Below are 3,024 nucleotides of genomic sequence, written 5' to 3' on the forward strand. Positions count from 1 at the left end.
GCCTACCGGCCCGCCAACGCCGTGCCGATGAAAGTGGCGCTCTACGACGAACCCGCCAGCCGGGCGCGGGCGAACGCACTCGCGCGCGAACAGCGCGCCGACCCCAACGCCGACCTCCCCGACGACGCCGCGCCCGCCTACGCCTGGGTCTACCGCCCGGAGATGCAGTTCTCCGTGTTCGACCTCCAGGTCAATTCCGTGCAGTTGGACGACGGTACCGGGCAACCAATCAATGTCATCGATCTTTCTGACGAGTCGGCACAGGTCGACCTCGACTCGGATGTGCTCCGGCTTCTCCTGACGTATGAGTTGGAGGAACCCGAGTTTCCTGCCCTCGAATCATTAGGCCCTGAACGGACTCTCGTATTCGAGATTGCCGGCGAAGAACGGTATGCAACGTTCACCGTTGGCAGCGACGGCACAATCGTCTTCGACGACCTTTCCTTCCTTGAGCATATAGAGTCGGACGATTTTATCGCCATTCGCCTCCTCGGTAACGAGGATTCAGAAAACATATTGTGGGAATATGTCGTGGACGTCGATCTGGATATCGATTCAGATAACGACAACGGTTACGGCGCGCCCGATCGATCCGTTAAAGAGGATGAAATCGAGAACACTCCGATCCCGCTTCAGCCCGGAAAGCTGATGGTGGTGCACACCAAGGATTCTGACGGTGACGGCCTCCTGGATCCGATCGACTTTGACGGCAGTGATCTCTTCGCGCCCGTCGTTCTGGAGCTACCTGACTTCGTGGAACCCGCGACGGCAGCGATCGTCTTTCAGTATCGAGCCTCGGATCCGTCTCAAGTCTCGATAATTGACGACGCCTCGGGGCGTTCTATTCATCTACCTGCGGGCATCTTTCGGATCTGGCGAAAGCAAGGTGATCGGGGTCGCGACGTCGACAACATCCTCGACGGCGGTGACTATATCCCCCCAGGGACGCCCATTCCAGCGGAGGAGCTTGGCTTCCGCAGTGGGGTTCATGAGGTCGAGCTCTACGTCGAGGCGGTACGAAGCGCCGATGCCCAATCACGCCTCCGGCTCGAAGCGAACCTGGCACCGTTAACTCCCTAAGGAGCTTGTAAGGCAGAAAAATGCGCATCACAACATTGTTGATAGTTATTGTTTCCGCCTTGATCACAGTCTCTCCTCGAGACACTCTCGCCGGAAAACTGGTGAAGGATCTCGTTCGTGTCGGGGTCCTTGAGGGGAAGGTAAAGGACGGCTGCGGGAATCCGATTGGCCTCGAGGGGACGCAGCACGGTTGCGATTTCCAGCCGTATCCTGACGAGGCGAGTGAGTATTGCGGCTATAGTGGCGTGGGCGACCGGATTGACTTTGTCTACGGCGTTGCCGGCGTGTCTGAATCCTCTGTTGCCACTGACTTGGGAGTTGCTGCCGAGCTCGTGATCGAAGCTGAGAGCGGTCAGCAGGTCTGGCGACAACCGGTGACACCCACATACGGTAGCCCAATGGAATACGGGGTTTACTCCTGGGAGCTAGCTAGTAATGGCGGAAAGGTGGACGTTGATCGCCGTGGCGCCAATTTCTTCGCGACGTTCGAGTTGCGCAGCAATAGTAGTGGAGCAGGAGTATCGCAAAAGACCTTGCCGCTAAAATTTTTTATTGACGATTGCGAGGAGCGGCAAGAGATTATTCGGGGGCTGCAGGGTGAGGCAGGTGTGTTTCAGGATCCAGCCTTCTCAAAGTATTTGGCGCTTGAGGACGCGGTGGCGACGCGAATATGCGACCGATTGAGCAGATCGTTTCTCGACTATTCGAGTTTCTCGGACCCAAAAGAGGAAGGGTTTCATCAACGCTGCAAGTACCAGTGCGTTAATAATCATTTTACGAACAGGTTGGTCGATTTGGCTCGAAATCCTGGTGACTCGGTGCTGCGGCGTGCACACGATATAGTAGAGTTAAAACGGCTTGATCCTGCTGGTGATTATGGGAGTTACAATGTTGTCAATGACACTCTTCTAATGCTTCACTATGTCGACATGGAAGATCATTTGCGTGCTGAAGGGTATATTAAATGTGGGGGTGCCCTTAATAGTGCAGACTCAGCTCAGTCGGTTGAAATAATTGTAGATGCCTTTTCTGAGGTGGTGGCTGGTTCTACCGCTTATTCCGGATTCGTGTCAATGTTTGGAGAGTCGGAAGTTCGGAGGCATCTTCGGCGCACGGAGCGTTTTTTTGAGATGGGTAAAGAGCAGGAGTGAAACGAGGTATGATAAAAGAGCGTTTGCTTGCGGTTTTAGTGGTTGTCGTAAATTTTTCTGTTGTGGACGCTGCGGAGCTAAAAGGTAAGGTTTTGGGGGCGAATGGTGAACCCGTGCAGGCTGGGGTCGTGGTTGCGCAGGTTGGTCGGCCATATTTTCCTGACGCGAATACCGAATGGAAGATCCTCTGGGAGGGTGTGTCAGATAATAGAGGCGGGTTTTTTGTCAACACAGAAGATAGTGAGGCCTCGCAGATTGCGATCTTGGTCGATAACGGGCGCCCCGATGAGTTCGTGGTCAGGTATGCTGTTGCCCGAGTAGATAATAGTATTACTGTTTCGCAAAGGGAGCCAATTGAAAGAACTGAAGGTAATAGGAGTTTTAAAATTAGAGTATATAGTCAGGGCGAGGAGATCGACTATAGTAATAACCTGAATACTGTGGTGTTGTTTGGGGTTGATGATGGCAATTCTAGTTATGGTCTGAAGTTTATGGAGGTTATGTACCACATGACCGACAAATACTCGGTATACGGATGGCCAAATGGTAGCTATCGATATTTCGCGTCTCTTTGGGTGGAAGAAGACGACCAATATCATGTTGGATCGGGTGTAGTGACCGTTGACGAGGGTACAGACTTTGTGAAAATTGAAATTCCGTGATCTAAATCTTGGTATCAAGGAGCAGAAAACAGGAGCGGAAACCGGGACCTGACAGGCGGGGAGTCTCGGGCCAATTGCGTTGCCACTGCGTCAAAGTCTGGGCGTCCTGAAAGGGGCGATACGCGGCCTGC

The 3,024-nt window shown here is 53.4% G+C and carries 3 protein-coding genes; all 3 read left to right on the forward strand.

Annotation, left to right across the window (positions count from 1 at the left end; genetic code table 11):
- Nucleotides 1-1,080: hypothetical protein (locus ACPEES_RS23035; RefSeq protein WP_435106782.1), on the forward strand; the 1,080-nt coding region annotated here is incomplete at its 5' end.
- A gap of 20 nt (nt 1,081-1,100) precedes the next feature.
- Nucleotides 1,101-2,231 carry a hypothetical protein gene (locus ACPEES_RS23040; protein ID WP_435106784.1) on the forward strand — a complete coding sequence of 377 codons (1,131 nt, stop codon included), beginning with the start codon at nt 1,101-1,103 and terminating at the stop codon, nt 2,229-2,231.
- An 8-nt stretch (nt 2,232-2,239) separates the two neighbouring features.
- Nucleotides 2,240-2,893: a hypothetical protein gene (locus tag ACPEES_RS23045; RefSeq protein ID WP_435106786.1), complete on the forward strand. Its 654-nt coding sequence runs from the start codon at nt 2,240-2,242 to the stop codon at nt 2,891-2,893.
- The last annotated feature ends 131 nt before the right edge of the window (nt 2,894-3,024 follow it).

This window comes from Arhodomonas sp. AD133 (assembly GCF_051195215.1).
Taxonomy (GTDB): domain Bacteria; phylum Pseudomonadota; class Gammaproteobacteria; order Nitrococcales; family Nitrococcaceae; genus Arhodomonas.

What these genes read in the sequence shown, in the direction of transcription:
- ACPEES_RS23040 (WP_435106784.1), top strand. Translation starts at nt 1,101, where the DNA reads ATGCGCATCACAACATTGTTGATAGTTATTGTTTCCGCCTTGATCACA.
- ACPEES_RS23045 (WP_435106786.1), top strand. Translation starts at nt 2,240, where the DNA reads ATGATAAAAGAGCGTTTGCTTGCGGTTTTAGTGGTTGTCGTAAATTTT.